Origin of the sequence: Methylophaga sp. OBS4 (assembly GCF_026319305.1) — a bacterium.
Lineage (GTDB): Bacteria > Pseudomonadota > Gammaproteobacteria > Nitrosococcales > Methylophagaceae > Methylophaga.
Genome location: NZ_JAPDMV010000006.1, coordinates 63,564 through 87,184, shown reverse-complemented (window position 1 = coordinate 87,184; position 23,621 = coordinate 63,564). Strand labels below are relative to the sequence as shown.

Sequence of the window (23,621 nt, the reverse complement as noted above, 5' to 3'; positions counted from 1 at the left end):
CCCACGCTTTCGCACCTCAGCGTCAGTAATGGCCCAGTGAGTCGCCTTCGCCACTGATGTTCCTTCAGATCTCTACGCATTTCACCGCTACACCTGAAATTCCACTCACCTCTACCACACTCTAGCCATCCAGTCTCAAATGCCATTCCCAGGTTGAGCCCGGGGATTTCACATCTGACTTAAATAACCGCCTACGCGCGCTTTACGCCCAGTAATTCCGATTAACGCTTGCACCCTCCGTATTACCGCGGCTGCTGGCACGGAGTTAGCCGGTGCTTCTTCTCTAGGTAACGTCACGGCTATACGCTATTAACGCATAGCTTTTCCTCCCTAGTGAAAGTGCTTTACAACCCGAAGGCCTTCTTCACACACGCGGCATTGCTGGATCAGGCTTGCGCCCATTGTCCAATATTCCCCACTGCTGCCTCCCGTAGGAGTCTGGGCCGTGTCTCAGTCCCAGTGTGGCTGATCATCCTCTCAGACCAGCTACAGATCGTCGCCTTGGTAGGCCATTACCCCACCAACAAGCTAATCTGATATAGGTTCATCTGATAGCGCGAGGCCCCGAAAGGTCCCCCGCTTTCCTCCGTAGAGCGTATGCGGTATTAGCAGTCGTTTCCGACTGTTGTCCCCCACTACCAGGCAGATCCCTATATATTACTCACCCGTCCGCCACTAATCATTCCAGCAAGCTGGAAATCATCGTTCGACTTGCATGTGTTAGGCATGCCGCCAGCGTTCAATCTGAGCCATGATCAAACTCTTCAGTTTAATTACTGCATGTACCTTTTTAAGAAAGGCACAAAACTTGATTGACGTTAGCAATGAATACTAATCGTCGGTTCTTTCGGTGAACCAACGCAAGTACCCACACAAATTACTTGATACCAGTTTGTTAAAGAGCGTTTGCATGCAAACTCGTGCAGCAAAGAAGCGAGAATTATACAGCCTAACGCTTCTGTGTCAATCATTTTTTGCTTTGCTCAACCCTGTCAAACAGATGTAATTGCAAAGCGAAAGGTGGGCATTTTACAGGCTGAGAGCGCCACGTCAACAGGAAGAAATTCCCAATCAGTTAATGTCGATTTCAGGTTGTTGAAATCTTGGCATATTTTCTTTTTCCTACTTGGTAAATATGCACTTCACCAACGCTGATTACAAGTGATTTGTCTTCAATTTTGTCACCGTCAATTTTGACCGCGCCCTGTTTGAGCATACGCAAAGCATCCGACGTGCTACTAGTGAGTCCGGCTTCTTTCAAAACATTAGCGATGGGCATACCTGTTGCGCCCACATTCAATGTGACTTCTGGGATATCTTCCGGCAATTCGCCTTTCTTGAATTGATTTTCAAAACCCTGTCGCGCCTCAACACCAGCTGTTTCACCATGGAAACGGATGACGATTTCTTCTGCGAAATCCTTTTTAATCTCGACCGGGTTTCGCCCTTGCTCTACTTCTTGTCGCCACTGGTTGATTTCATCAAGGCTTCTGAAACTCAGTAATTCGATATAACGCCACATTAGATTATCCGAAATCGACATCAGTTTACCGAAAATATTCTTGGGACTATCATTGATACCAATATAGTTACCCAATGACTTGGACATCTTCTGTACCCCATCCAATCCTTCAAGGATAGGCATGGTCAAAATGCATTGTGGTGCCTTGCCGTACGCTTTTTGTAGTTCACGGCCCATCAACAGATTGAACTTCTGGTCGGTGCCGCCCAACTCGACATCGGCTTCCAGCACCACGGAATCGTAACCTTGTATTAAAGGATAGAGAAACTCATGGATCGCGATCGGCTGGCCGCCGGTATAGCGCTTATGGAAATCATCACGCTCCAGCATTCTGGCCACAGTGTGATTGGAAGCAAGGCGAATCATATCGGCAGAAGACAAATCATTCATCCAGTGTGAGTTAAACACTACCTGGGTTTTCTCACGATCAAGAATCTTAAATACCTGTTCCTGATAAGTCACCGCATTTTGTTTGACTTGTTCGGGTGTTAACGGTTGGCGGGTAACATTTTTACCTGTGGGATCGCCAATCATGCCGGTAAAATCGCCAATCAAAAACAGGATCTCATGGCCCATATCCTGAAATTGCTTCAGTTTATTGAGCAGAACAGTGTGCCCCAGATGAAGATCGGGCGCGGTGGGGTCAAATCCAGCCTTGATACGGAGAGGTTTACCCGCCTCCAACTTTTCTATAAGTTCTTTTTCTACCAGGATTTCTTCAGCACCACGGCGAATCTCTTCCATCGCCTCTTGTACAGGAATCATCTACTGCTCTCCGATTACGTCGATAATTGGCGGGCAATGTTATCACAACAAGCCACATCTAAGGGGTTCCAATTCAAGTCAAATACTGCGAGAATTGGCAGAATTTATAATTTCAGCAAGAGTTTGCATATGAAACGTAATAGACTTCTGAACTCATCGCCTCACGCACGACTGTTCACAAGCGAAAAGCTCTCCCATAGCAAACGACGCCATATTTTGATTCTATCGCTGCTTACTGTTGTTGGCGTATTCCTGACAACCATGGTGCTGGCTACCAGCGAACCGGTCAGCACCAATACCCAATCCCGGGTTATCAACTTGCCCAATCAGCAAAATCTTGATGCAGAAACAAAACCAGGCAAAAAACTTGAATTGAGCCTGGCGAAACCAATGCTTGAAAATAGTGTTAATGCCCCTGCGGTTGAGCATGTTCCGGTTCCGTCAGATAAGACTGATACGGTTATGGCCGAGCCAGAACAGCTGGAGATGATTCATCTGCAACAAGACTCAGCAAACCCGGTTGCAGAAACCGCTGACACTGCTGAAATTCCGGATCCGACACTGAACTGGCAGGAAGTCACTGTTAAAGCAGGTGACAATCTATCTCTGATCTTCCCTCGCGTCGGTCTCACTGCTCGTGATGTCTACAATGTTGCCCAAACCGGTGACGATATTAAACCGCTGTTGAACCTGAAACCGGGTCAAACACTGCGATTCGGCCTCAGCCAGGACAAAGATGACACAATCCTGCTGAAACAGCTGGATTTGCAATTGAGTCCAATTGAGAAGCTGCAATTATATGCAACGGATAAAGGTTTTAAAGCGCAAGTAGAGATCCGTGACATCGATAAGCGTCAGAAACAGGTTGCAGGTCAGATTGAAAGTTCTTTATTTGGCGCTGGACTCAAAGCAGGCATGTCAGACAAGCTAATTATGGAAATGGCTCATATATTTGGTTGGGACATCGATTTTGCTCTTGATTTACGGGAAGGTGACAGTTTCAAACTGATTTTTGAAGAAGCTTACCTTGATGGTGAAAAGTTTGGTGACGGAGATATTCTCGCGGCAGAATTTACCAATCGAGGCACCACATTCCGCGCGGTTCGCTACACCGATTCAGAAGGCAACAGTCATTTCTACGCCCCTAATGGTGACAGTATGCGTAAGACTTTTACCCGCACACCGGTACACTTCTCACGCATCAGTTCCAAATTCAATCCGAACCGTAAACACCCCGTTCTGAAAACCAGCCGCCCGCATCGTGGTGTTGATTATGCTGCCCCTACTGGAACCCCAATTCTGGCAACAGGTGATGGTAAGGTGGATTTTGTTGGTACCAAAGGCGGTTACGGCCGTACTGTAATCTTGTCTCACGGCGGTAAATACACCACCCTCTATGCGCATATGTCACGCTTCAAAAACGGCATCAGACACGGACAACGGGTCAAGCAAGGCCAAACTATCGGCTATATCGGCAGCAGTGGTCTGGCAACCGGTCCACACTTGCATTATGAATTCAGAATCAATGGCGTCCACCACAATCCATTGACGGTAGCTTTGCCCAAGGCAGAACCATTGGCTAAAAAATACATGGCTGACTTCAAGCAGCAATCTCAGCCGTTACTGGCACAGCTGGATCAACTGGAACTCCCAGTTCTGGCAATGAACCAACCCTGAGCTGTTTATCCCCGTGACACCTGTCTTTGAGAAGAGAATAATCATTTGCGGCAGACTGCGCCTTGGTTCGACTGTTTTCATGGGCTCTGATACGCACATTTCCAGATGTCACGGGTATATATGAGTCTATATATCGGTGTTATGTCAGGCACCAGCCTGGACGGTATTGATGTTGCTGTCGTAGATTTCACTGACAGCGATATGCACTTACAGGCAGCTGAAACTTTCCCGTTCTCAACAACATTGCGTAACGATCTGCTGAAATTGATTAATTCCGGCCGTTGTCATCTGCAACAACTGGGACAGATAGATATGGCACTCGGTCACGCCTACAGTGATGCCATCAATCAATTACTGGCAGAAACTAAAATAGGTGCATCTGATATTAATGCAGTGGGCTGCCATGGCCAGACCATTTTTCACGCGCCTGATGCAGCCTTCCCTTTCAGCATGCAAATAGGTAATGGCAATGTGGTTGCTGAATTAACAGGCATCACAACTGTCACTGACTTTCGTCAGCGCGATATGGTGCTGGGCGGCCAAGGCGCACCACTTGTACCGGCTTTTCATCAAGCCATGTTCTATAATGATCGCGAAAACCGGGTGATTGCCAATATAGGCGGCATCAGCAATATCACTATCCTGCCTGCAGATCGCCAGCGTGTATTATCCGGTTTTGATACCGGGCCGGGCAATGTGTTGCTGGATCAGTGGTATCAACAACATCATGACAGGTTTTACGATGAAAATGGTCAGTGGGCACGTAATGGCGAGATTGATAATGATCTGCTGTCGTTACTGCTGGCCGACCCTTACTTTCAACAAGCCGTGCCTAAAAGCACCGGCAGAGAATATTTCAATCTTACCTGGCTCACCAACACTCTGGCAGCACTGGATAAACCCATCCGCGCCGAGGCAGTACAAAAAACCTTGTTGCAGCTCACCGCTGTATCCCTTGCCGATGCGATAAAACTTTATGCGGCAGATACGCACAGTCTGTTTGTTTGTGGCGGCGGCGCCCATAATGAAGTATTAATGCAGGCATTGCGCGACCAATTACCGCAACTGACGGTCAAAACCACTGAAATGCTGGGATTGGCACCAGACTGGGTAGAAGCCTGCGCCTTTGCCTGGCTGGCCAGACAAACATTGAATCACGACAGCGGCAATTTACCTGCCGTCACCGGCGCCAGCAAAGAGACTATTCTGGGCGCTGTCTACTATTCATCCAAGGCAGCCTCATAGCCAAAACTGTCGAGTAGTGCATCTAATGCCGCATCGTCATCCGGCCTGACCTTGAACAACCAGCCTTCACCAAAAGCATCCTGATTAACCAGTTCAGGGCTGTCTTCCAGAAAGCCATTTACTGCCAGAATAGTACCGTTCACTGGCATATGAATATCAGAAGCTGATTTCACTGATTCAATAAACATACAGACATCGCCAGCCTGGAAATGCATATCGGGTTGCGGCAGGGACACATAAACTACATCACCCAGCTGATCCTGTGCATAATCGGTGATCCCGACAGTTAACTCGTCAGCACCCTCTTCACTGACCCACTCATGTGTGGGCGCGTATCTGAGATGATCAGGATTTGATTCCATCAGTGACGTCCGTATAACTCGTTCATGGTTTTCAGCCTGGCAGCGACATTCCCTTTTACCATATCCCAACTGAATTGCCAGCGCCAGTTACCTTCAGTGGTACCGGGCACATTCATCCGATGTTTGCTATCCAGCGACAATAGATCCTGAAAGGGAATCACCGCCAGTTCAGACACCGAGCTCAGCGCAGTTCGAATCAGCAGCCATGGCATCGGTTCGGAGCTCTCTCCGAGATAGGCATGCACATGCGCTTTTACATGCTCGTCAAGCGCTTCATACCAGCCTAATGTCGTATCGTTATCGTGGGTGCCGGTGTAGGTCACACTCTTCTGACACTGTTGATGAGGTAAATAAGGGTTATTCGCATCACCACCAAAAGCAAATTGCAGGATTTTCATGCCTGGCATGGCATATTTTTCCCGTAACGCCGTCACTTCCGGGGTAATGAGGCCGAGATCCTCTGCGACCAATGGCAGTTCACCAAAATATGACAACAAACTTTCAAACAACATGTCACCCGGAGCGACCACCCATGTGCCATCAACCGCTGTATCGCATTCAGCAGGAATTTCCCAGCAGGCCTCAAAACCACGGAAATGATCAATCCGAATCAGATCGAACAGCTCCAGTTGCGTTTGCAGACGCTGTTGCCACCAGTTGAAGTTGTCATCAATGTGCTTTTGCCAGTCATACAACGGATTACCCCAACGCTGGCCCGTCTTGGAAAAATAATCCGGTGGCACGCCAGCCACTTTGGTAGGAAGCCCTTTTTCGTCCAGCGTAAACAATCCTGGTGCTGCCCAGACATCTGCACTGTCATGAGCCACAAAAATGGGCATATCGCCAAATAGCTTGACGCCGCGGGCATTCGCATAAAAACGCAAGTTATGCCATTGGCAGAAAAACAGGAACTGTTCAAAACGACGAATAGCCAATGCCGTCTCACGTTCCTCAGCGACTTTCTCTAATGCTTCTGGCTCTCGATCACGCAATGGTGCAGGCCAGTCGAACCAGGCTGTCTCCTGATTCAAATGTCTTATTTCACGAAATAAAACATAATCGTCCAGCCAATATTGCTGTTCGTGACAGAATTCAGCGAAGGCCTGCTTCTCAACCTCATCAGCACGGGTTTCAAATTGACGGTGGGCATGTGCCATCAACGTTGATATTTTTGCATCGGTCAGGGCGTCCGCATCGGCCCAGTGCTGACTTTTGATCATATCTATACAGATCAGTTGATTGTTGCCCGCGTGAGCTGAAAGACATTGATAAGGAGAGCGATCATCATGCGTAGGCCCCAAAGGCAACATTTGCCAGATGGATGCTCCGGCCTGCTGCAGAAAATCAATAAACCGGTAGGCATCAGCTCCCAAGTTACCGGAAGGCAGACTAGTTACATGCAGCAAGACACCCGTACGTCTTTGATCAAATATATGAGCCTGTTTCATCAACTACCACGGCGCATTGTGCCAGACTGTTCCATAGTCCCTCCGCCATGTGAAACGACTTCTGATAAGACTTGTGGCACTTCTTCTCCCAACATTTGGTACAAATTAGAAAGATGCAGACGATATAAGCGCTCAAAATCACTGACGCTGTCGGCGGCATTATAATCACCGAACCACCAGAACCAGTCCGAACCTTCACAAATAGCCAGTTGACGTTCAAGTGCCAGTTTGGTTTCATCATCAAACTGCTCTCTCGCCATCACTTCATCAAAGGTTTGTTTGGCCTGGCAGAGTAAATCCCACCCCCGGTTTTTATCCGGATCACCAATCCAGGTTGAATAAGTGCCAAATACCCAGCTGCCCCCCACCATTTTGGGAAGTTTAGCAGGAGTCACTCCGTGATGCAGACACTCGCTGAAGGTCGTCAGTTCAATTTCCGGATGATCCTGCAGACGTTTGTAGAGGCTTTGCAGGAAGTAAAAACCATTATAAGAATAATATTCCCAGGCATTTTCGCCATCGAGAATGATCGATACAACGCGGTCTTTATCACCTTCCGTTGTAATTTTTATATTGAGCAAATGATGGATAAAATCATTCACCGCATCATCGGCACCCCATTGTGTGTAGGTAAAACCGATAAGATCAGATAAACCGTCATCACGGAAAAAACAGGCCGGGCTGGCACCGGGCAATTTGTATGGTTTATGAATGTTGGCGTCTTTCATATGGGAAAGCTTGAGGCTGTTACGCAGAACGTTTTCGCCGCTGGCAGCCCATTGAAAACCATGCTTGGCAATCAACTTCAGCGTCGCTTCCGACACCGCGCCTTCTGACGGCCAACAGCCTTTGGGACGGAAGCCAAAAAAGGATTCAAACACGCGCAGACCTTCTTCCATATGCCAGTGGGCGCGTGCCTCGCCTCCCGGATATTGCGTAATTTCCGGTAATACCGCATCCGGCATGGCTTCATGGGTAGATTTGATATCAAGCAGCAATGGCACGATAGGATGGGCATAAGGCGTGACGGATAACTCTACTCTGCCGCTTTCAGCCAGACGGCGATAACGTGGAATCAGGTCATGCAGTAATTCACCAATGACTATCATCAACTGACGACGATCATGGAAGGTATATAAACGCCCTTTTTTCATTAATGCCTGAATTCTGACATCACTGCGTCTGACTGATTCAGCCATCCATACCAGGTGATACCAGACCAGCATATCGATCATGAATTGATCATTCGCGTAATTAAGCCGCTCAGGCTCTTCCATCATCCAGCGCGCCATTTCAACCAGTCTGGAAAAATGTGGAAAAGGATTAATCAGTTTTTCATCATTGGCACGCAGGCAGGTAGAAATCAGCGTTTTACGTTCTTCCGCGTGCAAAGGCTGTACCGGTGAGTCAAGTGCAATAAGCAAAGGGTCTTTGAGGCGTCCCGTCCCCTTGAAGCGACCTTTCAGCTGTTCATCATAATCAGCCAGCTGCTCCAGCAGGGTGGGGGCAAAATTGACCACAGCTTTGGCGCCGGGCACATTTTCCAAATGCCAGGCCATATCGACGTAATCTTTGATAGCATGCAGATAAGTCCAAGGCAGCTGATACAGACCGCCCACCGGTTCACTGTATTGTGGCTGGTGCATATGCCAGCAGAGAACGACCTTTAATTTATCTGACATAGGAACAACCTTTAATTTATCTGACATAGCGATAATTTTGCCCTAACATTTCCGGGGTAACCAAAACTACGCCTTTAGCTGAAACATGATAACGTTTCGCATCCTGCTCCAGATCTTCTCCGATGACTGTCCCCTCCGGCACCACACAGCCTTTATCAAGTATTACTTTTTTCAGACGGCAGTGGCAGCCGATAGTGACATCCGGCAACACCACACTGTCTTCCACCAATGAATAACTGTCCACTTCTACATTTGAAAATAGTACTGAATGCCTCACTACAGCGCCTGAAATAATACAACCGCCGGACACCATCGAATCGACAGCCATGCCGCGACGATCTTCATCATCAAATACAAACTTGGCGGGTGGCAGCTGTGCCTGATGTGTCCAGATCGGCCATTCATCGTGATAAAGATTGAGCTCAGGCGTCACACCGATCAACTCCAGATTGGCTGTCCAGAAAGCATCAACCGTACCTACATCACGCCAATACCCCGGCTCATTACCCTGTACATCTCTGTATGGAAAAGCAACCACTTTGTAGTTTTTGATCAGATTGGGAATGATATCGTGACCAAAGTCATGGGAAGAGTCTTTGGTATCCGCATCCTTGATCAACTGCTCATAGAGAAATGCAGCATTAAAAACATAAATCCCCATCGATCCCAGTGCCACATCATCACGCCCCGGCATGGGGGTAGGCTCTTCCGGCTTTTCATCAAACGCCACAATGCGTCTGTTAACATCAACCGACATCACACCAAGCGCTTTGGCTTCGTCAATCGGAACTTCAATACAGCCGATGGTCATATCGGCGTTTTGAGCTACATGTTCTGCCAGCATATCACCATAGTCCATTTTGTAAATATGATCGCCCGCTAAAATCAGCACATATTCCGGACCATGATTTCTAAGAATATCGATGTTCTGATACACCGCATCAGCCGTACCGGAATACCAGCCCTGCTCATTTCGCTGTGAGGCCGGCAGTAATTCAACAAACTCGCCCAGAGCACCACGCATAAACCCCCAGCCTTGCTGCACGTGACGGAGCAGTGAATGCGCTTTGTACTGCGTCAGAATACCGACACGGCGAATACCTGAGTTCACACAGTTGGATAAGGGAAAATCAATAATGCGGAATTTGCCGCCAAAAGGTACAGCAGGCTTAGCTCGCCAGTCAGTCAATTGTTTCAGTCTTGAACCCCGCCCACCGGCTAAAATCAAAGCCAGCGTGTCGCGAGTAAGACGACTAACAAAACGCGTACTGTTGTTATCACTCATAGAATATTCTCCCGCCCTTAACCCTGTTATTTATGTTGTAATATCTGTAGCCTGCCATAAGCGAGCTATATTCAGCAATCAAAAAATACCACGGGATATTATGACTATGATTTTTGACAAAAATTTGAATGAAGACATCATAAAAATCATAGAAGCACGTCACCATGATCCGTTCAGCATCCTTGGATTACACCACAAAAACGGCCAAGCGATCGTGCGCGCATTTCTGCCTAACACACAAAAAGCCACTATTGATGAAAAACTGCCGATGCAACGCGTTGAAGGCACTGACTTTTTTCAATGGCAGGGAGAACAAAGTCAGATTACGTGGCCTTATAAAATTCACCGTTTGACCGACAATAATGAACAGATAGCTCAGTTTGACGCCTACAGCATCATGCCCCAGATCTCGGAATATGATCTGCATCTGTTTTCTGAAGGTAAACACTGGCATGCCTACAAGATTCTGGGCGCGCACCCTTATGAAGTGGAAGGCATCAAAGGCACCTTATTTTCCACGTGGGCACCCGGCGCAGAACGCGTCAGTGTGGTGGGCAGCTTCAACCAGTGGGATGGTCGTTGTCACCCCATGCGGGTTCGTGGCGGTACCGGCGTCTGGGAGTTGTTTATTCCGGGCGTGAATCCGGGTGAATTATATAAATTCGAAATCCGTAACCGCGACGAGGGTTCACTGCATCTGAAAATGGACCCTTACGGCCAGCAAACTGAATTACGTCCGGGTACCGCTTCTATAGTAACCAAATCCTCAGCGCATAACTGGCAGGATGAAGACTGGATGGACACCCGTGAACATGCTGACTGGCTTCATCAAGCTCATTCGGTTTATGAAGTGCATATGGGATCGTGGAAACGCCATACAGACGGCAGCTTTTACAGCTACCGGGAATTGGCCGATGAGTTGGTACCATATGTCAGTGAAATGGGCTTTACTCATATCGAACTGCTTCCTATCACTGAACATCCTTTGGATATTTCATGGGGTTATCAAACAACCGGTTATTTCTCACCCACCAGTCGTTTTGGTTCTCCTGATGATTTCAGATATTTTATTGATTGCTGTCACCAGCAAAATATCGGCGTGATTCTGGACTGGGTGCCGGGACATTTCCCCAAAGATGCCCACGGGCTGGCCCGATTCGACGGTACTGCACTGTATGAACATGCTGACCCGAGACGCGGTGAACATCAGGACTGGGGTACATTGATATTCAACTATGGCCGTAATGAAGTGTTCAACTTCCTGCTATCAAGTGCCTTTTACTGGCTGGAAGAATTTCATATCGACGGACTGCGTGTTGATGCGGTGGCATCCATGCTGTATCTGGACTACTCGCGTGAAGAAGGACAATGGCTGCCTAATGAATACGGAGGCCGTGAGAACCTGGAAGTGATTGAATTTCTCAAGCACGTCAACACGGTACTGCATAAAGAGCATCCCGGTTGCATTATCGCTGCTGAGGAATCGACCTCTTACCCAATGATCTCAAGACCTGCTCATTTGGGCGGTCTGGGTTTCTCGATGAAATGGAATATGGGCTGGATGCATGACATTCTGGAGTATATGCAGCAGGATCCTATTCATCGTCGCTATCATCACGACTCCCTGACATTCGGCTTGCTCTACGCCTTTACTGAAAACTTTATTTTACCGTTTTCGCATGATGAAGTTGTGCATGGCAAACGTTCCATGATCTACAAAATGCCCGGCGATGAATGGCAGCGCTTTGCCAATCTGCGTTTGCTCTATACTTTTATGTATAGCTATCCCGGTAAAAAACTGCTGTTTATGGGCTGTGAATTTGGTCAGGGTAATGAATGGAACTGTGAAACCTCACTCGACTGGTACGTGCTCGACTATCCGATTCATAAAGGATTACAAAAACTGGTGGCGGACCTGAACCAGCTCTATAAAACTACACCCGCGTTGCACCGTCATGACTTCGACCCACACGGCTTTGAGTGGATAGATTGTAATGATCGTGAGCATTCGATCCTCAGCTATCTACGTAAAGACGGAAACAGTTTTGTCGTGTCTGTATTTAATTTCACCCCGATACCGAGAAAAAAATACCGTATCGGTGTCCCGGAAGCGGGCAGTTATCAAATCGTCATTGATTCAGATTCCGAATTTTACTCAGGCAGCAACTATCACAATGAGGCCGTTATCGAAAGTAAAGACATTGCCTGGGCAGATCGACCCTACTCCATTGAAGTGAACCTTCCGCCACTTGCAGGTTTGATTCTGAAAAAAACGCATTAGGGCTTGCTAACACTGTTATGGCCAAACAAAAGTGCATTTCCCTCAGCTACTACCAGCAGCAGAAAAAACTGTTGCAGATAGAGCTTCTCAAAGTGCAGCTCTGGGCCAGGGCAACCGGCCAGAGAATCGTTGTGTTGTTTGAAGGCAGAGATGCTTCAGGTAAGGGTGGCACCATCAAGCGTTTTATGGAACACCTCAACCCGAGGGGTGCACGTGTGGTTGCATTAGAAAAACCCAGCGATACCGAACAAAGCCAATGGTATTTCCAGCGTTATCTGCAACATTTGCCAGGGGCCGGCGAAATCGTATTATTCGATCGCTCCTGGTATAACCGCGCCGGTGTCGAAAAAGTAATGGGATTTACCAGTGATGAAAAATATCAACTGTTCTTACAACAAGCTCCGGAACTGGAACGCCTGCTGGTTAATGATGGTATTCGACTTTTCAAATACTGGTTTGAGGTCAGCCGCAAGGAACAGTTTTCCCGTTTTGAGGCCAGACGCAAGAATCCCCTTAAACACTGGAAACTGAGTCCGATAGATATTGCTGCCCAGGAAAAATGGGACGAATACAGCAAAGCACGGGATAACATGTTTCAACTCACTCACACGCCCCACTCTCCCTGGATCATCATCAAATCTGATGACAAACGCGCGGCCAGAATTAATTGCATGCGCCATTTCCTGCACGACTTACCTTACCCTGAAAAGGATAAGAAACTGTCGGTAACGCTGGACGGGAAACTGGTGTATGCACCGCCCTACCCGACATTCAGCCGCCGGGCGGACGATCAGGAATCAGTGTCGTAAATCTCTGATCAGTTTAATCAGACTGGTCGTTGAGCTGTCATGAGCCGAAATTTCCGCCCCATCCTGTAAATCGGGCAGAATCGCTTTTGCAAGCTGTTTGCCCAACTCCACCCCCCATTGATCAAAGGAATTAATATTCCACACCACACCTTGTACAAATACTTTGTGTTCATACAAGGCTACCAGCTGTCCCAGCATTTCCGGTGTCAGCTTCGGGAATAACAGAACATTACTTGGACGATTACCGGGAAATACCTTGTGCGGCAATAGCGCTTCCAGCGCCTTACCTTCGTAACCTTCTTTAACCAGCTCTGCTCTGACTTCTTCGGCGGTTTTACCTTTCATCAAGGCTTCTGCCTGGGCAAGGCCGTTAGCAAGCAGGATAGACTGATGATCACACTCCGGATAGTGGCTGTTGACCGGTAATACAAAATCCACAGGGATCAGCTGCGTACCCTGGTGAATCAGTTGGAAGTACGCATGTTGCCCGTTAGTACCTGGTGTGCCCCAGATAACTGGTCCGGTCTTGTAATTGATTCTTGCACCTTCACGATTGATGAATTTACCGTTGCTTTCCATATCCAGCTGTTGCATATGGCTGGGGAAACGCGCCAGAGAATGATCGTAAGGCACAATGGCGTGCGTCTGGGAATTGAAGAAATTGATATACCAGATACCGAGCATGCCCATAATAACCGGAATATTCTCGGCCAAAGGCTGATTACGGAAATGCTGATCCATTTGGTGCCCGCCTTCAAGCAAACGCACAAAATTATCCATTCCCACATACAGCGCGATCGGCAGACCAATAGCACTCCATAATGAATATCGACCTCCGACCCAATCCCAGATTTCGAACATATTTGCCGTGTCGATACCAAACCTGGCTACTTCTTCAGCATTAGTAGAGACAGCCACAAAGTGCTTGGCTACATCAGCCTGGGTGGTAAATTTGAGAAACCAGGCACGTGCTGAATGAGCATTAGTGATAGTTTCCTGAGTGGTGAAGGTTTTTGAAGCCACCACGAACAAAGTGGTTTCAGGATTGAGTTTTTCCAGCGTGGTGCTCAGATCGGTGCCATCGACATTGGAAACAAAATGCACATCCATGCCTTCGATTGCATAAGGTTCCAATGCATCACAAATCATCGCCGGCCCCAAATCAGAGCCACCGATGCCGATATTGACTATGTCCGTAATTTTTTTACCGCTGAAGCCTAACCAGCCACCGTTGTGTACCTGATCGGAAAATTGTTTCATTTTCTCCAAAACGGCATTCACCATCGGCATCACGTCTTTACCATCAACCATCACCGGTGTATTGCTGCGGTTACGTAGCGCCGTATGCAACACGGCGCGGCCTTCCGTGTGGTTAATGGTGTCGCCTTTGAACATGCGTTCAATCCAGTCCTGCAGCTCAACCGCCTCTGCCAGCTGGATCAGTTTATCGACTGTTTCCTGGGTAATTCTGTTTTTAGAGTAATCAAGCAACAGATCTCCGCTTTTGAGCGAGAAGCGTTCAAAGCGGTTCGAGTCCAGCGCAAATTGCTCGCGCATGGAAAGATATTTCAGATCTGAGTAGTGTCTGGTCAGAGACTGCCATTCAGGTATATTCAAAGGTGTCATATTTCTATATTATTCTTATGTGTTACTTAATTATTTATTCAGGTAGGAAGCCAACTCATTCCAGCTGATGGTTTCCTGCTCGCCTGTTGCCATGGTTTTGACACCAATGGTCTTGTTCGCCACTTCATCCTCACCCAGAATCAGCGTCCAACGTGCACCACTCCGGTCAGCGCGTTTAAATTGGCTCTTAAAACTACCACCACCACAGTGGCTAATCAACTTCAATGCCGGCAACTCATCTCGCAACGACTCCGCCAGTAATGCCGCTTCAGCGGCAGCGGCTTCGCCGACGGCAACCAGATAAACATCATTCTGTTCAGGCTCAGGCAATGCATCTGTCGCTTCCAGCAGTGCAATAAGGCGTTCCAGACCAATAGCAAAACCAATCGCTGTCGCACCTTTACCACCCAGCTGTGCTACCAGCCCGTCATAGCGGCCACCGGCACATACCGTGCCCTGCGCACCAAGCTGATCAGTAACCCACTCAAACACGGTTTTGCCATAATAATCCAGACCGCGAACCAACCGGGGATTGACTTCATAGCTAATACCTACTTTATCCAGGGTCCGGCACAGCTGTTCAAAATGTTCACGTGATTCATCATCAAGGTGATCAATCAGTTTCGGCGCCGCGTCGTTCAGTGTCTGCATATCCGGGTTCTTACTATCCAGAATACGTAATGGATTACTGTAAAGCCGGCGCTGGCTGTCTTCGTCAATCTGTGCTTTATGAGCCTCAAAATAAGCCACCAGTTCTTGGCGGTAAGCCAGTCTGGCCTCGGTGGAACCCAATGAGTTCAACTGTAAGCTAACACCGGTCAAGCCCAGCGCTTTCCACAACCTGGCCGTCATCAGGATCATTTCGGCATCAATATCAGGGCCATTGAAACCATAAGCTTCAACACCAATTTGATGAAACTGACGATAGCGCCCTTTCTGCGGACGCTCGTGGCGAAACATCGGCCCCATATACCACAGGCGCTGGGTCTGGTTGAGCAGACCGTTTTCCATGGCGGCACGGACACAACCGGCAGTCCCTTCCGGACGCAAAGTCAAGCTGTCGCCATTGCGGTCAGTGAAGCTGTACATTTCTTTTTCAACAATATCGGTCACCTCACCGATAGAGCGACTGAAAAGTTCAGTTTTTTCTACAATAGGAAAACGGATTTCCTGATAACCATAACCGCTGAGTACGGTTTTTAAGGTTTGCTCAACTGCCTGCCAATAGGGGGTCTTTTCGGGGAGAATATCATTCATACCCCGAACAGAACGGATAATCTCTGCCACGATTAACTGATGTCCTTTATCGGAATGACTTTATCTGTATCTGATTGTTGTTGGCGCAAAGCGATACGTTTACGTATTTCACGTTCGAGTTCATCGACCAGCGCTTCATTTTCGACTTTATGATTGGGTTTACCATCAACATAAAGCAGGTTAGGTGTGCCACCTGTCAGACCGATGGCCGCTTCTTTAGCTTCACCTGGTCCATTGACCACACAGCCAATAACGGCTACATCCATAGGTTCGGTAATATCTTCCAGCCTCGCTTCCAGTGCGTTAACAGTGGAAATCACATCGAATTGCTGTCTGGAACAGGATGGACAGGCAATCAAATTGATGCCTTTACTACGAATCCGCAGGCTTTTCAGAATATCAAAACCGACTTTGATTTCTTCTATCGGATCTGCAGCCAGAGAAACACGTATAGTATCGCCAATACCTTCCGCCAGCAGCATGCCCAGACCAATTGAGGATTTAACGGCTCCGGAACGCAAGCCACCCGCTTCGGTGATCCCCAGGTGCAAAGGCTGTTCGATCTGATCGGCGAGTTTACGATAAGCCAGTACGGTCATAAACACATCGGATGCTTTCAGACTGACCTTGAACTCGGGGTAATTCAAACGATCCAGAATATCAATATGTCGCAATGCTGACTCAACCAGGGCATCCGGTGTGGGTTCGCCATATTTTTTCTGCAGTTCTTTTTCCAGCGAACCGGCATTAACACCGATACGAATCGGAATGCCATGATCACGAGCACTGTCGACAACCGCCCGTACGCGGTCCTCACGGCCGATATTACCCGGATTGATGCGCAGGCAGTCCACGCCCAGTTCGGCTACCCGCAAGGCAATTTTATAGTCAAAATGGATATCCGCCACCAGCGGAATAGAAACTTGTTTGCGGATCTGACCAAAAGCTTCGGCCGCATCCATGCTCGGAACTGACACGCGCACAATATCGGCACCGACTTTTTGCAAGGCGTTGATCTGTGCCACTGTCGCAGCCACATCGGTAGTTTCAGTATTGGTCATGCTCTGTACTGCCACAGGAGCATCGCCCCCTACCGGTACATTGCCCACCATCAGCTGACGAGATTTTCTGCGTTTAATGAACGTTGTTGACTCCATCAGGACTCAACCCCCAGGGTTAACCGCGCCACATCACCCTGAACATAAGGAGACAAGTCGACAGATTTATCGTTAAAAGTAACCGTAACAGCGGAAGCGCGTCCCAGCAGAATGTTTAACGGCAATTTACTGTTAAGTTCCAGTGACTCATCCGCCCGCATAATCTTACTGACCAGCACTTTTGACTGGGTATTGCTGACTTCTACCCAGCATTCATCTGTAAAGCTGAGTTGTAACGTCGATTGCTCAATGACTTCTGATGTTGCAGTTTCAGTCTGAACCACTGGTTCCGGTCCAGCGGCAGGGCTCATGATTTCCGTAGCAAGAATCTCCTCCAGATCATCTTGATTGCTGACAGGAACATCCGCAGGTTCCGGGGTAACCCTATCCGCAGCCGCGTCTTCGATCAAGGCTACGCTATTGATTGCAGGTGAATTATTGATGGGTTTGACCACACTGCTACTGAAAGCATCTTCTACTTCCGGGGCGCTCTGCTCCATCTCTGTAGGTGCGTCCTGCTCAAGCAGTTGTGTTTTCTGCCATTGTTGGAAAGCGAGCCAGATCACCAGTAGGATAACAGCTACCAACCCGGCTGCCAGCCAGGGAAAGTGTTTTTCACCTTCTGTGCGACCATGAGACATCAGATTCAAGGCCGGTTCCGTTTCGGTGTATTCCAGATTAAAGACCGCCAGCATTTCATCAAATGGCAAGCCAAGAAACTTTACATAACTGGCTAAGTAGCCGCGAGCATAAGTGCGACCATGAAGTTTATCCCATTGCTGGGTTTCCAGGTAGATAACAATATCTTTGGTCAGTCGCAGCTGCGCTGCAACTTCAGCCACAGTATATTTTTTAGCTTGCCGCGCTTCCTGTAGTCGTTCACCGACACCTGGAGATGACGGCGCAACAACCATATCATCGTCAAATCGCTCAGTCATGAATCAATTAATCCCTGGTTTACCATCTGCATCTCATCAGAGTCCGGAAAGCGCGAACGCATAATGAGGGTGTAACTGGAAACTGCATCCTGGTCGCCAAGTTTGCTTTCTGTTTTAATCGCCAGCAGCAAAGCCTGTGGTGTCCAGTTGGCTGCTTGTTGATAGCGCTGAATGTAAGCACGCGCCTGCAAATAGTTTTGCTGCTTGTAACTTAGATGAGCCATCTGAATCAAAGACTTCGCAAGCCGGGGTTCAATTTGCAGGGCCTTGCGGTAATAACCTTCAGCCTTTTCAAGATCTGGAATGCGACTGACACACAAGCCCGCATTTTCCAGTGCCTGCGCACGGCTTTCATAGAGTGAATTCTCTACCGCTTTGAGAAAACGGGTTTCGGCATCCAAATAACGGCCTTTCTGACACAGGAATACGCCAAAATTGTTCTGTGCTTCCGAATAATCCGGTGCGCGTTCAACCGCTTCCAGAAAATGGGCTTCCGCCTTGTCATCTTCTCCCAAACGCTGATACAGCAAAGCAATAGTATTATGCGCGCTGGGCAGGTTCGGATTTTGCTTCAGGGCTTTTTGCAGTTTTTCCATCGCGATAGCAAAGTCGCCACGCTGCAGATAGTTCAGCCCCAAACGCATATTGATTTCGGCCGCTTCCGGATCAGGTGCGATGTATTCAGGCCTGGTACCGCCTGTGCTGTTACAGGCAACCAACGCTGACAATGTCAGCAAAATACCCCATTTCCGTAAGCCTTTGATCATCGGTAAATTACGACCTCCTGCTGAGTCAGACGCTGACCGCGGCGAGTTTTATCCTGCACTTCACCGGCCAGCTGTCCACATGCTGCAACGATATCATCCCCGCGCGTTTTACGCACGGTCGCGACCAGCCCCTGATCCATCAGATATTTCTGAAAGCGAACTATTTGGTTTCTGGACGAACATTTATAGTCCGTTCCCGGAAAAGGGTTAAACGGAATCAGGTTAATCTTGGTGGGTAAATCTTTCAAAATACGCGCCAGATCCCTGGCATCCTGCAGGGAGTCGTTAATACCATCCAGCATCACATATTCGACTGTAATGTGCCGGCGTTGCTGACCGGTGACATAACGTTTGCAAGCAGCCAGCAACTCGGCGATAGGGTACTTCAGGTTCAGCGGAATGATCTGGCTACGTAATTCATCATTGGCAGCATGCAGTGAAATAGCCAGACTGACGTGACAATCCTCACGCAGCTTATCAATCATTGGCACCATGCCGGAAGTGCTGAGCGTCAGCCGGCGCCATGAAATACCATAACCGAAATCATCACGCATCAGGTTCATCGCGGTCACTACATTATTGTAGTTAGCCAGCGGTTCGCCCATGCCCATCATCACCACATTGGTGACTACCCGGTTACCTTTGGGATCTTTACCCAGCGCCTCATTGGCAATCCAGAGCTGAGCGATGATTTCAGCCGCATCCAGATTACGGTTAAAGCCCTGTTGTCCTGTCGAACAGAAAGTACAGGTCAGCGCACAACCAACCTGGGATGAAACGCATAATGTGCCTCTGCCGTCTTCGGGAATAAAGACGGTTTCGATGGCATTGCCGCAGGCCAGCTTGATAATCCATTTGCGGGTACCGTCGACAGAGATATATTCATGCAGCACCTCGGGCAGACGTATTTCTGATACTTGTTGCAGTTTTTCACGCAGATTTTTGCTGAGATTAGTCATCTCGGCAAAATCAGTAACACGATATTTGTGGATCCACTGCAAAAGCTGACGCGCACGGAAAGGTTTTTCGCCCAGTTCGACGAAAAACGCTTCCAGACCTTTCAGGTCTAATCCCAGTAGATTCGTGCTTTGTGTCATATCAGTTTACTGCTTGATTAGCGGGTACGCGCACACAGCTGATCGTCCGCAAAGAAATAAGCCACTTCACGCGCTGCACTTTCAACAGAGTCAGAGCCGTGAACAGCGTTTTCATCAATGCTTTGAGCGAAATCAGCACGGATGGTGCCAGCCGCCGCGTCAGCAGGATTGGTGGCACCCATCAGATCGCGATGAGTCAAAACGGCATTTTCACCTTCCAGCACCTGAACCATGACCGGCCCGGATGTCATAAAGCTGACCAAATCTTTGAAGAAAGGACGCTCTTTGTGTTCTGCATAGAAACCTTCTGCCTGCTCCTGGGTCAGGTGCATCATGTGCGCAGCAACAATCTGCAAACCAGCTTTCTCAAAGCGGGTGTAAATCTCGCCGATGACATTTTTTGCAACTGCGTCAGGTTTGATGATAGAAAGTGTACGTTCGATCGCCATTTTGTTCCTCTATTTAAAGTTTAGATCAGTAAAATCCAATTATTCTACCATTTATGCGTCTGCTGTTATCAATGTTGTTACAGAAATCAACAGGAAAGTAATTTTCCTTTGGATTTTATGGCAAAAGCATTACTATCAGATGACCATTTATAACCAACGACGGAAGCGCATTTTGACTATCAATTCGACATTTTCACGTATCGGCCTTTTTATCCGTAAAGACGATCCGGTCATGGAAAATGCCGTAGTACAGGTCAATGAGTTTCTTACCGAACGTTCCCTGACTGTATTCAGCAATGAGCCGCTGGCTTTTTTACCGGAACTGGAAGTCATTTCAATAAGTGAGTTCCCCCAACATTGCGATCTGACTATTGCTATCGGCGGCGATGGTACTTTGCTTTCCGCCTCGCGCGCACTGGCGGGCACCAATATGCCTATTGTGGGCATTAATGTCGGTCGACTGGGTTTCCTGGCTGACGTCACGCTCAATAATCTTACACACCAGCTTAGCGCTATTCTGTGCGGGCATTATCGGGATGACTGTCGTTTTCTGCTGCAGGCCAGTATCAACGGTGCCGAAGCACCGTGCGGTATTGCCATGAACGATGTCGTGATTCATGCCCATCAGGGCCTGCACATGATTGAATTTGAAACCCATATCAACGGCAAGTTCCTCAACAGCCAGCGTGCTGACGGCCTGGTTGTCGCCACCCCGACCGGTTCTACGGCTTATGCCATGTCAGCCGGTGGTCCGATTCTTGATGTCGATCTGGATGCTGTCGTACTTGCTTCTGTGTGTCCGCACACACTCAGTAACAGACCTTTGGTCGTAGCCGCCAGTAACAAAATCGAAATCACACTGAGTGAAAGCAATAATGTCACTGGCATGGTTACCTGCGATGGCCGACCGGGGCATCTGCTGCAGCCCGGCGATACCATCCGTATCGAACGACACCAGAGTCAGATCAGACTGTTGCATCTGGAAGATCATGATCATTATTCAATTCTGCGCGCTAAACTTGAATGGGGTAGAAAATTGACATGCTGACAAGCCTGAGTGTGAGAAACCTCGCTGTAGTTGAGGATCTGGCATTAATGTTTGACGCCGGCATGACTTCCCTGACCGGGGAAACAGGTGCGGGTAAATCAATGCTGGTCGATGCCTTAAGTCTGGTGCTGGGAGATCGTGCCGATTCAAATATGATTCGTCATGGTGCAGACCGGGCTGAAATCGAAGCCGGTTTCAGTACCGAACAGAATGAGGTACTGCAACAATGGCTGATAGCACAAGAACTGGATGACGACGGTCAATGCCATCTGCGCCGCACCATCAATCGCGATGGCCGCTCCAAAGGCTATATCAATGGTCGAAATGTGCCGCTGAGTCTGTTGCGTGAAGTCAGTGAACGATGTATTGATATTCACGGACAGCATGCTCATCAATCACTGGTACGCCCTCAGACACAACGCGAACTGCTTGATATTGTGGCGCAGACCAAACCGCTGCTGGATGAATTAAAACAGGCTTATCGCACCTGGCAGCAATTACAGCAGCAACTGGCCACATTACAGCAAAAGTCTGAAGAACAGACCGCACGGCAGGAATTACTGCAATATCAGGTCAACGAACTGGAAGCATTGGATCTGACCAAAGACAGCGTGAATTCATTGTTAAAGGAACAATCCCAGCTTGCCAATGCCGCACAGTTGATTAGTGCTGCCGAAGCAGGGCTACATCGTATTTTTGATGACGAACAGGCGGCGGCCTATGACATAATCAGCGCCACCCTCAGCGAACTGGAAAAGCTGCAGGATATCGAACCCCATTTCGCTACCGCGGTAGAAACCCTGAATGCCGCCGTTATCAACCTGGATGAAACCGCCGGCGAACTACGCCATTATCTGGATCATATCGAGCTGGATCCGGCCCGCCTGCATGATATTGAAAATCAACTGTCATTACTGCACGACCTGGCCCGTAAACATCATGTCGAAATTGAAACCTTACCCGCCCATTATCTGCAACTGAGCGAAGAACTGGCAGATCTGTCAGGTATGGAGGCCCAGCAGGATCAGCTACAACAATCTGTCGCAGACAAGGAAGCTATTTGCCGCCAGCTGTGCCAACAAATTCGGGAAAAAAGACAGCAAGCCGCCGCCCCGCTGGCGCAGCAAATCACCGAATCCATTCAACAACTGGCGATACCGGCAGGCCGGATTGAAATCAACGTTGTTCCGCTGGCAGGCGATAAAATGTCAGAAACCGGGGCAGATCAGATCCAGCTTCAGGTTGCCACCAATCCGGGACAACCCGCCGGAGAACTTGCTAAAGTCGCTTCCGGTGGTGAATTGGCCAGGATTAGTCTTGCTATTCAGGTCGTAACAGCCGGCAAACGCAGCGTCCCCACCCTGATTTTTGATGAAGTGGACGTCGGTATCGGTGGCAGTGTCGCTGAAATTGTCGGTCAGCATTTGAGAAAACTGGCCAGCAGCCAGCAGGTCATCTGCATTACTCACTTGCCACAAGTGGCCGCACAGGCACATCACCAATTACAGGTGAATAAAAAACATCTGCATGACAGTACACACATTGAAGTCGAAAAACTGGACCAGATACAACGAGTGGAAGAGATCGCACGGATGCTGGGCGGCGTTAACCTGACCCAGAAAACCCGCTCCCACGCGGAAGAAATGTTGGTTCAGGCTCAGAGCCTGTAAACAGGCTCTGAATCAGTTATACCCGTGACACATGGGCTCTGATACGTGCATTTCCAGGTATCATGGGTATTATTACTGTTCTTGCTGACAGGATTTACAGATACCGTAGATATAAAGGCTGTGATCGGTCATCTCAAAACCCTTTTCTTTGGCAATCGCACGCTGGCGCTGTTCAATCACTTCATCGATAAACTCTTCAATGCGATTGCAGCGCACGCAAAGCAGGTGGTCATGATGAGTACCGTCCTGTAATTCAAAAACAGCATGACCGCCCTCAATACTCAGGCGCGAAACCAGTCCGGCACCTTCAAACTGTGTCAGCACTCGGTAGACAGTTGCCAACCCGATTTCCTCGCCCATTTCCAGCAGGGCCTTGTAAACATCTTCCGCGCTCATATGGCGCAGTTCTGATGTTTCCATGATTTCCAGCACCTTCAATCTGGGCAGGGTAACCTTGAGTCCGGCTTTTCTTAGATCTTGTCTTTCCATTATTATTGTTGCCTCGTAGAAACGCTGCGAATAGAGTATCATCGCAG

Annotated in this window: 19 protein-coding genes and 1 rRNA gene; 6 read left to right on the top strand and 14 right to left on the bottom strand. The window is 48.5% G+C overall.

The window, feature by feature from the left end:
* Both OMP95_RS03040 and tyrS read right to left on the bottom strand, forming a co-directional pair.
* A 16S ribosomal RNA gene (locus tag OMP95_RS03040) occupies window positions 1–771 on the bottom strand; the annotation flags it as partial.
* A gap of 316 nt (window positions 772–1,087) precedes the next feature.
* Window positions 1,088–2,287 (bottom strand): tyrosine--tRNA ligase, encoded by a 1,200-nt coding sequence (gene tyrS / locus OMP95_RS03035; protein ID WP_266325809.1) that lies wholly within the window; start codon window positions 2,285–2,287, stop codon window positions 1,088–1,090.
* Between the two features lie 129 nt (window positions 2,288–2,416).
* On the opposite strand from tyrS, the gene OMP95_RS03030 reads away from it, so the two are divergent.
* Window positions 2,417–3,964 carry an OapA family protein gene (locus OMP95_RS03030; protein ID WP_266325807.1) on the top strand — a complete coding sequence of 516 codons (1,548 nt, stop codon included), beginning with the start codon at window positions 2,417–2,419 and terminating at the stop codon, window positions 3,962–3,964.
* A 120-nt stretch (window positions 3,965–4,084) separates the two neighbouring features.
* On the top strand, window positions 4,085–5,209 hold the full coding sequence (locus tag OMP95_RS03025; RefSeq protein WP_266325805.1) for an anhydro-N-acetylmuramic acid kinase: 1,125 nt from the start codon (window positions 4,085–4,087) through the stop codon (window positions 5,207–5,209).
* Here the strand turns inward: OMP95_RS03025 and gcvH are convergent.
* Genes gcvH through glgC form a run of 4 tightly spaced genes read right to left on the bottom strand, consistent with a single transcriptional unit; the run spans window position 5,185 to window position 9,986 of the window.
* Entirely contained in the window at window positions 5,185–5,571 is a 387-nt protein-coding gene (gene gcvH, locus OMP95_RS03020; RefSeq protein WP_266325803.1) for a glycine cleavage system protein GcvH, read from the bottom strand. The genes OMP95_RS03025 and gcvH overlap by 25 nt on opposite strands.
* Complete coding sequence (gene malQ / locus OMP95_RS03015; protein WP_266325801.1) at window positions 5,571–7,019, bottom strand: 4-alpha-glucanotransferase; 1,449 nt, start codon at window positions 7,017–7,019, stop codon at window positions 5,571–5,573. Before malQ ends, gcvH begins: the two co-directional genes overlap by 1 nt.
* On the bottom strand, window positions 7,019–8,701 hold the full coding sequence (locus tag OMP95_RS03010; protein WP_266325799.1) for a glycoside hydrolase family 57 protein: 1,683 nt from the start codon (window positions 8,699–8,701) through the stop codon (window positions 7,019–7,021). Before OMP95_RS03010 ends, malQ begins: the two co-directional genes overlap by 1 nt.
* A gap of 16 nt (window positions 8,702–8,717) precedes the next feature.
* Entirely contained in the window at window positions 8,718–9,986 is a 1,269-nt protein-coding gene (gene glgC, locus OMP95_RS03005; protein ID WP_266325797.1) for a glucose-1-phosphate adenylyltransferase, read from the bottom strand.
* A 100-nt stretch (window positions 9,987–10,086) separates the two neighbouring features.
* Between glgC and glgB the strand changes: the two genes are divergently transcribed.
* Together glgB and ppk2 are read left to right on the top strand one after the other, a co-directional pair.
* On the top strand, window positions 10,087–12,267 hold the full coding sequence (glgB, locus tag OMP95_RS03000; protein ID WP_266325795.1) for a 1,4-alpha-glucan branching protein GlgB: 2,181 nt from the start codon (window positions 10,087–10,089) through the stop codon (window positions 12,265–12,267).
* 17 nt (window positions 12,268–12,284) lie between these two features.
* A complete protein-coding gene (gene ppk2 / locus OMP95_RS02995; RefSeq protein ID WP_266325793.1) occupies window positions 12,285–13,076 on the top strand; it encodes a polyphosphate kinase 2 in 792 nt (263 codons plus the stop codon).
* Here the strand turns inward: ppk2 and pgi are convergent.
* Genes pgi through ndk form a run of 7 tightly spaced genes read right to left on the bottom strand, consistent with a single transcriptional unit; the run spans window position 13,065 to window position 20,367 of the window.
* Window positions 13,065–14,702: a glucose-6-phosphate isomerase gene (gene pgi, locus OMP95_RS02990; RefSeq protein ID WP_266325791.1), complete on the bottom strand. Its 1,638-nt coding sequence runs from the start codon at window positions 14,700–14,702 to the stop codon at window positions 13,065–13,067. The two genes, ppk2 and pgi, sit on opposite strands and share 12 nt — an antisense overlap.
* Window positions 14,703–14,732: 30 nt before the next feature.
* Complete coding sequence (gene hisS / locus OMP95_RS02985) at window positions 14,733–15,989, bottom strand: histidine--tRNA ligase (RefSeq protein ID WP_266325789.1); 1,257 nt, start codon at window positions 15,987–15,989, stop codon at window positions 14,733–14,735.
* 2 nt (window positions 15,990–15,991) lie between these two features.
* The gene (ispG, locus tag OMP95_RS02980; protein ID WP_323135103.1) at window positions 15,992–17,116 is read right to left on the bottom strand and encodes a flavodoxin-dependent (E)-4-hydroxy-3-methylbut-2-enyl-diphosphate synthase; all 1,125 of its coding nucleotides are present in this window, start codon (window positions 17,114–17,116) and stop codon (window positions 15,992–15,994) included.
* Window positions 17,116–18,054 carry a RodZ domain-containing protein gene (locus OMP95_RS02975; protein ID WP_266325786.1) on the bottom strand — a complete coding sequence of 313 codons (939 nt, stop codon included), beginning with the start codon at window positions 18,052–18,054 and terminating at the stop codon, window positions 17,116–17,118. The genes ispG and OMP95_RS02975 overlap by 1 nt, the downstream gene beginning before the upstream one ends.
* Window positions 18,051–18,821, bottom strand: coding sequence for a type IV pilus biogenesis/stability protein PilW (pilW, locus tag OMP95_RS02970; protein ID WP_266325784.1), 771 nt, complete (start codon window positions 18,819–18,821; stop codon window positions 18,051–18,053). Before pilW ends, OMP95_RS02975 begins: the two co-directional genes overlap by 4 nt.
* Window positions 18,818–19,918, bottom strand: a complete 1,101-nt coding sequence (rlmN, locus tag OMP95_RS02965) for a 23S rRNA (adenine(2503)-C(2))-methyltransferase RlmN (RefSeq protein ID WP_266325782.1) — start codon at window positions 19,916–19,918, stop codon at window positions 18,818–18,820. Before rlmN ends, pilW begins: the two co-directional genes overlap by 4 nt.
* A gap of 17 nt (window positions 19,919–19,935) precedes the next feature.
* Window positions 19,936–20,367, bottom strand: a complete 432-nt coding sequence (gene ndk, locus OMP95_RS02960; protein WP_266325780.1) for a nucleoside-diphosphate kinase — start codon at window positions 20,365–20,367, stop codon at window positions 19,936–19,938.
* A 172-nt stretch (window positions 20,368–20,539) separates the two neighbouring features.
* Between ndk and OMP95_RS02955 the strand changes: the two genes are divergently transcribed.
* Window positions 20,540–21,415, top strand: coding sequence for an NAD(+) kinase (locus OMP95_RS02955; protein WP_266325778.1), 876 nt, complete (start codon window positions 20,540–20,542; stop codon window positions 21,413–21,415).
* Entirely contained in the window at window positions 21,409–23,085 is a 1,677-nt protein-coding gene (gene recN / locus OMP95_RS02950; RefSeq protein WP_266325776.1) for a DNA repair protein RecN, read from the top strand. Before OMP95_RS02955 ends, recN begins: the two co-directional genes overlap by 7 nt.
* Window positions 23,086–23,157: 72 nt before the next feature.
* On the opposite strand, the gene fur is transcribed toward recN, so the two are convergent.
* Window positions 23,158–23,580: a ferric iron uptake transcriptional regulator gene (gene fur / locus OMP95_RS02945; RefSeq protein WP_416234627.1), complete on the bottom strand. Its 423-nt coding sequence runs from the start codon at window positions 23,578–23,580 to the stop codon at window positions 23,158–23,160.
* Window positions 23,581–23,621 lie beyond the last annotated feature (41 nt).

What these genes read in the sequence shown, in the direction of transcription:
- tyrS (WP_266325809.1), bottom strand. Translation starts at nt 2,287, where the DNA reads ATGATTCCTGTACAAGAGGCGATGGAAGAGATTCGCCGTGGTGCTGAA.
- OMP95_RS03030 (WP_266325807.1), top strand. Translation starts at nt 2,417, where the DNA reads ATGAAACGTAATAGACTTCTGAACTCATCGCCTCACGCACGACTGTTC.
- OMP95_RS03025 (WP_266325805.1), top strand. Translation starts at nt 4,085, where the DNA reads ATGAGTCTATATATCGGTGTTATGTCAGGCACCAGCCTGGACGGTATT.
- gcvH (WP_266325803.1), bottom strand. Translation starts at nt 5,571, where the DNA reads ATGGAATCAAATCCTGATCATCTCAGATACGCGCCCACACATGAGTGG.
- malQ (WP_266325801.1), bottom strand. Translation starts at nt 7,019, where the DNA reads ATGAAACAGGCTCATATATTTGATCAAAGACGTACGGGTGTCTTGCTG.
- OMP95_RS03010 (WP_266325799.1), bottom strand. Translation starts at nt 8,701, where the DNA reads ATGTCAGATAAATTAAAGGTCGTTCTCTGCTGGCATATGCACCAGCCA.
- glgC (WP_266325797.1), bottom strand. Translation starts at nt 9,986, where the DNA reads ATGAGTGATAACAACAGTACGCGTTTTGTTAGTCGTCTTACTCGCGAC.
- glgB (WP_266325795.1), top strand. Translation starts at nt 10,087, where the DNA reads ATGACTATGATTTTTGACAAAAATTTGAATGAAGACATCATAAAAATC.
- ppk2 (WP_266325793.1), top strand. Translation starts at nt 12,285, where the DNA reads ATGGCCAAACAAAAGTGCATTTCCCTCAGCTACTACCAGCAGCAGAAA.
- pgi (WP_266325791.1), bottom strand. Translation starts at nt 14,702, where the DNA reads ATGACACCTTTGAATATACCTGAATGGCAGTCTCTGACCAGACACTAC.
- ispG (WP_323135103.1), bottom strand. Translation starts at nt 17,116, where the DNA reads ATGGAGTCAACAACGTTCATTAAACGCAGAAAATCTCGTCAGCTGATG.
- OMP95_RS02975 (WP_266325786.1), bottom strand. Translation starts at nt 18,054, where the DNA reads ATGACTGAGCGATTTGACGATGATATGGTTGTTGCGCCGTCATCTCCA.
- pilW (WP_266325784.1), bottom strand. Translation starts at nt 18,821, where the DNA reads ATGATCAAAGGCTTACGGAAATGGGGTATTTTGCTGACATTGTCAGCG.
- rlmN (WP_266325782.1), bottom strand. Translation starts at nt 19,918, where the DNA reads ATGACACAAAGCACGAATCTACTGGGATTAGACCTGAAAGGTCTGGAA.
- ndk (WP_266325780.1), bottom strand. Translation starts at nt 20,367, where the DNA reads ATGGCGATCGAACGTACACTTTCTATCATCAAACCTGACGCAGTTGCA.
- recN (WP_266325776.1), top strand. Translation starts at nt 21,409, where the DNA reads ATGCTGACAAGCCTGAGTGTGAGAAACCTCGCTGTAGTTGAGGATCTG.